General features: G+C 28.1%; 6 protein-coding genes. All 6 read left to right on the top strand.

All coding sequences use genetic code 11. From position 1 onward, the window contains the following. Nucleotides 1-400: 400 nt before the first annotated feature. On the top strand, nt 401-808 hold the full coding sequence (locus BMY79_RS11360; protein ID WP_074730999.1) for a hypothetical protein: 408 nt from the start codon (nt 401-403) through the stop codon (nt 806-808). Nucleotides 809-815: 7 nt separating this feature from the next. After that, on the top strand, nt 816-1130 hold the full coding sequence (locus BMY79_RS11355) for a TIGR04197 family type VII secretion effector (protein WP_074730998.1): 315 nt from the start codon (nt 816-818) through the stop codon (nt 1128-1130). Nucleotides 1131-1140: 10 nt separating this feature from the next. Beyond that, nucleotides 1141-3579 carry a hypothetical protein gene (locus BMY79_RS11350; RefSeq protein WP_074730997.1) on the top strand — a complete coding sequence of 813 codons (2439 nt, stop codon included), beginning with the start codon at nt 1141-1143 and terminating at the stop codon, nt 3577-3579. A 44-nt stretch (nt 3580-3623) separates the two neighbouring features. Further along, nucleotides 3624-4778, top strand: coding sequence for a hypothetical protein (locus BMY79_RS11345; RefSeq protein WP_074730996.1), 1155 nt, complete (start codon nt 3624-3626; stop codon nt 4776-4778). Next, on the top strand, nt 4771-5919 hold the full coding sequence (locus BMY79_RS11340; RefSeq protein ID WP_074730995.1) for a hypothetical protein: 1149 nt from the start codon (nt 4771-4773) through the stop codon (nt 5917-5919). Before BMY79_RS11345 ends, BMY79_RS11340 begins: the two co-directional genes overlap by 8 nt. Before the next feature lie 144 nt (nt 5920-6063). After that, nucleotides 6064-6488: YhgE/Pip domain-containing protein (locus BMY79_RS11335; RefSeq protein ID WP_330390127.1), on the top strand; the 425-nt coding region annotated here is incomplete at its 3' end.

Here is a 6488-nt window from a genome sequence, read left to right as displayed (position 1 = left end):
AATGAGACAGTTAATAACAGACATCGGAGATGGAGTTATTAAAAATGCAGAAGCATATCAAGAATTTGATACAACAGTTGGTTCAAAAAATCGTAACTAGATTTTAATACCAAAGAATCAGAACAAGCGATTGGATTAGCAAAGAAGTAATAGTATAAAAAAGAAAATGTAAAACCAGATAAATATATGATTATGTGAAATATAATTATTTAACAGATAAATAGTCTGAGTAGGATTTTATAAGCTAGTCTGATAACTTGATTAAATCAGGAAAAAAAGATTAAGAAAATCTCTATGCTCGCAGAAAACTGCAACATAAAGGAATGACAAGATGCAGTTAGTCTGTGTGGCGTGGGGATTTTTTTGTGAAAAAGCTTGTTAAGGTAATAAGGAGACACGAATGGAAGCAAGTAAAAGTGAGTATGATAAAGAATTTTTTGAAAAGGAAGAACGTAGAGAAAAAGAAGATAGGCTTGTGTCAGAACTTAGGAAAAATCAAAAGATGCGTGAAGACTTAGAAAAAAATCTTTATGAGATAGAGAAAGAAAATGAAAGGTTTTCTGAAGAATCGTATAAAAATTTACAACTTTTAGATTCAATTATAGGAAAAAATGTATTTAGAGAAACAGAGCTTTATGGAAATTTTGAGGTTGTTTTAAATGAGATGAGATATATGATGATGAAAATGAATCAAAATCAACAAGATTTTTTAGACGGAATGAAGCATTTCTCAAATAAAAAAATACAGGAAATTTTAACAAAAGAAGAGTTGTTGAAAAGAAAATTATCTAGAATAAATGAGGAGTAGAGTAAAAATGTCAGAGACTAATATAAATATAGATGAAACAACTATGGTTAAGTTAAAAAATGATATAAAAAGTTCATATGGTAGTTTGACAAATATTCAACTTGCAAATGTTGATAAAAAAACGACATTGACTGCAAACAAAAACTCGAAATTAGTTATTAAATCGGCATCAGATATTATAAATGATGTAAAAAAAAATGCAGAAGCTTTGTGTAAAAAAATTGATACTACTTGGAAGGAGTATAAAAAATTTGATGAATCAGTGAAGAAGAAAAATGAGAAAAAATCAGATATAGTAGTGAAAAAAACTGAAAGAAAATAGGAGGAACAAAATGGGAGATATATTTTATTTGAATCCGGACACTATAAAAAGCCAATGTACAGAAGGGGCTGATAAATGTATGAAAAAGTCTTATGAAATGGGAACAGTTATAAGTAAGTTAAATGCTATACAAGGTAATGACACAATTAAATGTCAGGGCTTTGATTGTATAAAAAATAATGCAGAAGATATGAGTACTTATTTGACAGTTGTGAATATGAGTTTAGCAGAATACCAGAATTCATTTTATAAATTAGGAAATTTAGTTGGAGACGAAGTGCTAGATTCAGCTGCATTGGAGTTATATGAAACACAATTATGTTCTGTAGAGACGAATGCACTTACAATGAAGAATATTTGCATTAATCAAGCACGAACAACTAAAAAGCTTCCTTTAGAGCAGAATAATATGCAGACATTAGCAAATATAAATATATCTAATGCGCAAACTGGACAAAGTGTATTAGATAAAGCAAGTGCAGCGAGAAATATAATTAATGAGAAAAGAAAGAAATACTACGATATAGAAAATAAAACAAACAATGTATTTGATAAAGGAAATGAATATAAAGATTTAGCTAACAAAATTATTAAATCAATTAATTCATGTTTTGTGAATGGTAATTATGTTCAAAATATAAATGCTAGTTGGCGTAAAGAAATAAATAAATATGTGTCAGATTTTGATAGAACGATTTCAGAGAGAAGTATAGGATATCTAAAATCAAAAGGGGTATCAGATAGTAGAATTGAAAAGCTAAAAAGTTTTGGGTTTGATATTGTAGGGTTATTTAATGAACTTTCATCGGAGGAGTATGAAAAAGGCTCTAAAGATAGCTATAATTGTATGTTGAATATTATGAAAGGAAATTATAATGAGGCATTTAAGGGAAATCCGGAAAAATTAAAAGAAGGATGTAAAAGATTTTATGCAGATTTTTCACAATGTGTATTTAATGATTATTTATTAAATGATACAGATGATTCTAAAAAAAAGGAAGTGATGGCATTATATAATGGAATACTGAATGATGATAAGAATTATTCTAAGGATGCAATAGTATTTGATGGACCTAAAGTTAAAGTATATGACAGTAAAGAAAAATATAAGTATAAGTTAGGATATATTTCAATTTTATATCAGGATTCATATATTAAGTTAAGAGTGATTACAGAAGAAGGGGCAGATTGTTTTGTAAAAACTGGCTGTGAATATGGGTCAACAAATAAATTTTCAGCAGAATTTAAGAAAAAGCAAAAACAGTGGAAAAGTACTTTAGATTATTTTAGGTTTAATTATGCTGTTTTAGACAGAATTAATCCTATTGGAGAGGTGGATTTTAAGACTGGAAAAACAAATGTTAATACATGTATTTGTAGTATTAATGATATAGAAATAAAAAATAATAATGATTATTTACCGGATGATACAATTACTATCAAAATAACAGAACTTCCAAGAGATCCTATTCATGCTACAAAAAAAATTAAATGTGATTATTATGTTTCAAAAAAAGCTGAGAAGGATAAGGAAAAAGAGAATAAAATACTATTAAGTGATGAAAGTGAGGAAGCTAAAAAAGCAAGAACTAAAGCTATGATGGATATCAGTTTAGATACACTAAAATGTATGTCAGTAGAAATTGATCCTATTTTTGGATTAGTTACGAACTTAACAATTGATGGTATGACAAATAATTTAAGTAAAGCAAAAGACGTTGGTTACGCAAAAAAAGCTTATGACATAGCAAATCAAAAATGGTCAATTTCAAATAAAGTAGAAGACGCCACAAACGTTGTTAAACAATATCTTCAAAGTAAAATGCCAAATTGCTCAATATCGTTGAATAGTGAAGTGTTTAATAAGTTTAAGCAAACAACATATGGAGAAAAAACTATAAAAAGCTTAAAAGGTGCTGGAAAATCTTTTAATGCAGAAAATCTTTTCAAGGTTTTAGATGCTATTGAGGAGGATTCAGAATATGAAAAAAAGATGAAATCGAAGTGGGAAACCACTATGAAAAATACCCATACACCTGTGGTAAAAATTCAAGATAAGAATATTGGGTTTCAGGGTATAGATTTGTCAACAGCAATTGCATATAAATTAGAATATGAGACGCAAATTCCAGATTTATCTAATGCTTTGAAAGATAAGGAGGCTGTTGATAAGGTTATAAAAAATGTTCAAAATAAAGTTAAGAAAAAGAAAATTTCAAAGGATATAGAAAATTTAGCAATCAAAATTATAAATGACGATGTAGATATTAGGGAATATTTACAAGGCTCAGAAAAAAAGAGACTTCAATTTTTTAAAGCATATTCAATTGTATGTTCTTCAGTAGAAGGAAATGTTGAAACGTATAGTACACATTTTGAAAATTTAGTAAATGGAATATATGAAGCAATAAAAAAAGACAATATTGTGGTTAAAGGAGGAAAAGGATAACTTTAATGATAATCTAATAATAGAGTTATTTATATAAGTAAAAAATGAGCAAAGAACATAATATAAAAAAAATAATAAAAAACGTAATTGATTATATATTGATAGCATTAGCTATGGGATGGCTTATTCGTGCAGTAATTTACTATTATCCATATGATTTCAAATGTTTTGAAAATAGTAAAAAAACAAGTGGAATAGATTGGAAGAAGATTGAGTTGATGGAACAAAGTACTACACCGGACAACAGTGTTTGTATTGTATCTCAAATGAATCAAAATGAAAAGGATATGTGGAAAGACGATTGTACTTTGTACTGTAATAAAAATCAGATATATAGAATTTCCTCAGATGAATTTATTGCATTTAAAATAAATATATCTGATAGAAAATTTGATTATAGTGCCGATTCGTGTATAAAAAAATATCAATTAGAAAAAAAAAATCCCGGCATGGAAAACTATTTTTTAAAATCTGACAATGCAAGATTAAATGAATGCAAGGTAGAATATTATGATATCCACAAGAAGAAGGTTGCAAAAAAACAAGATTTATTAAAAATACTCAGAAATATATTTGGTGAGAATAAATTACTTAACATACAACCATATTCTTTTAGATATTTAGGTACTACAGATAATGGAAAAGTTAAACTAGGTTTTTATTATGTTTGTGGAGTAAAGAAAAAATATATACAAAGAGAAAATTGTACTCTGTGCCAGGATAATGCAAATAACTATTATGTAACAAGTTCGGTTTATAAAAATGAACCAGAAGAGGCATTAGCTAATAAAAAATTGAATTATAAAGGTTTAAAACTGATGGATAAAAATACGTTTAAAAACCTACTGAAAAAAAATGGAATTGATACAAAGAATATTTACTATTCATTTAATCAAGTGGATTATAATGAGGTTAATCTTTGGATAAAAACGGAAGGTCTTCCAAAAGAAAATGCAAGACTATATAAAGTTTATCCAAAACTAAAAAAATACATAGGTCAAAAAGACAAATGGGCAAGACTATTTATTAAAGGTAAAACTTCTGATGAAATAGCAGAGTATTTTTTGCCAGAAGGGAAAAAAATAAGTTATGGAGATGGAGTTAATCTAGAAAATAATATTCAAGTTACCAGTTTAGACGATTACATGAAAAAAGCAAAAGAAATAGACAAAAAAGAAGGGTGTAACGATTATGATTAAAACTATAAAGTGGTTATTAAGAGATTATAAAGGTGGGGTAGCAGCTTTTTTTCTAGTTTTTGTATTAGTATTTAAATTGGATATAGTAATAGCTGGAATGATAAATCTAGGGGGTGCAAAAGATAGCCAATTAGAAGATAGTGAACTTCCTTATATAAATCATATTGTTTCGGATACTGTCAAACAAGAAAACAATTGTGAAGAAGTAGTTTCTGTTGATAAGCTAGTTGTTTATGAAAAAAAGGTAGGAAATGACATTTGTATAGTGAAAAAAAATAATAAAAAATTGAATTATACAAACGAGATGAGAATAGACAAGGATAAAATTCTATCATATAGTTGTAAATATGAAGGAGAGGCAAGTGTTTGTTATAATTGTATGAAAGCAAGTATAATAATATATAATACTGAAAACAATAAGGTTGAAAAGAAATTGGATATTTTACCAATTATAAAATCATATTACGAGCCGACAGGAAAATCTGATTGGTCAATAGTTAAAGAATTCACTCAACCTATAATTGGTACAACCAAAGATGGTAAAAAAATAATGATTTTTGAAATACCTACGAAAATTTACTGTGACGTAGAAGAAGATTTTGATTATTTTGCTTATTATATTGATGAGGATAAATTTGAGAAGATAGCATTAGATAAAATAAATGAAAAATATGTAAAGACACCAGGTTGCGTTGTATTTGAAGATGGACGTTATAATACAGTGCCAGAAAGATCGGCTTTAAAAAGTGGAGAAAAATACAAACGAAACTTCAGTATTAATAATTATATGAATCCGGACTCATTTGAATCATTGCTTGACTCGAATGGAATAAAATATGGTACAACAGAGTTGAATGAAAACTCATATGGGCCAATGCGTATGACGATGGTTGGAAATCAGATAGCTAAGGATTCAAAATTTGTTTCAAAATTTCCAGAATTAAAAAATAAATATCTTAGCGATGATTATGAGATTGAATGGTATATCAAGGATGAAAAAAATTCTGACGAGGTTGCCAAACAGTTACTTCCAGCTGGGAAAAAATTAAATTATGACAATGTATATATAAGAAATAATTGTTTTAAAGATTGTGGGGATACCAGAATAAAGAGTTTGAAGGAATATTTTGATAGTATTTGATATGGTGGAAATTTTGAAATAAAGGAAATCTCTGACAACGAAAGATTATCAGCCGACTTATTTGATTTTAAATAATTCTTCCATCCCATGCCCTAGGAGGTGAATTTTTGCGGGCAAAACAGATTAAAAATAGGAGAATTAGGGATGAAGAAAGATAAAATATTATCATGCATTATAGGTGTATGTGCTGCACTTTTCTGCGGAACTATAGGATATCTTTTTGGAGCACAGGGATTTAACATAAATCAAAAAGCTAGAGCACTAAAAAGTCCTGTAACTATCACAAAAGAGATAAAAGAAAAAGGATTTAACACCAAAAAGATAGCCTTAGTTAATGCAGATGAAGCAGTAGTTCAAGGTGGCAAAACAATCAATTACGCAGATAAACTAATTAGTGGAATGCCTAAGAATTTTGAATCAGTAAGCCTTGAAATGGCTAAAGAAGGTGTTGAAAATGGAAACTATGGTGCGTATATCATAATACCATCTACATTTTCACAATCAGTTGTAAGTATAAATTCAACACCGAAGCCAGTTGATTTACAGTATAAAATAAGTTCTAAGATAAC

Origin of the sequence: Lachnobacterium bovis, from assembly GCF_900111325.1 — a bacterium.
GTDB classification, from domain to species: Bacteria; Bacillota; Clostridia; order Lachnospirales; family Lachnospiraceae; genus Roseburia; species Roseburia bovis_A.
The sequence above is the reverse complement of the archived record's forward strand: the minus strand, read 5'-3'. Positions and strand labels throughout refer to the sequence as shown.